The following is a 293-nucleotide window of genomic DNA, read 5'->3' on the forward strand; positions in this document are numbered from 1 at the left end:
GGGCGGCGTGGAGCAATCCGGGCTGCAAGCGGCTCCGGGATCGTCCAGCCCAGCGCCGAGAAGAACGCCTTGCCAACGACCGCCACGCGCCGGCCGCCGACGCTGCCCAACGCTCCTCTTCCCGGGTAGATCTCGATATCCGTGGCCGTCCTGTGCGCGTCCAGCCGCGCGATCGCCTTGGCAATCGGGTGGGACGAAAACCACTCGACGGCCGCGGCACGAACGACGACCTCGGGCGGGCCAACCACCCCGACCACGACCATGTTGCCGGTCGACAGCGTTCCCGTCTTGTC

At 69.6% G+C, this 293-nt stretch carries 1 pseudogene; it reads right to left on the reverse strand.

The features are described 5' to 3' along the window. Window positions 1-293 (reverse strand): annotated as a pseudogene (locus ACTFO6_RS18510) (heavy metal translocating P-type ATPase); the annotation flags it as partial.

The organism is Pelomicrobium sp. G1 (genome assembly GCF_051905455.1).
Taxonomy (GTDB): domain Bacteria; phylum Pseudomonadota; class Gammaproteobacteria; order Burkholderiales; family UBA6910; genus Pelomicrobium.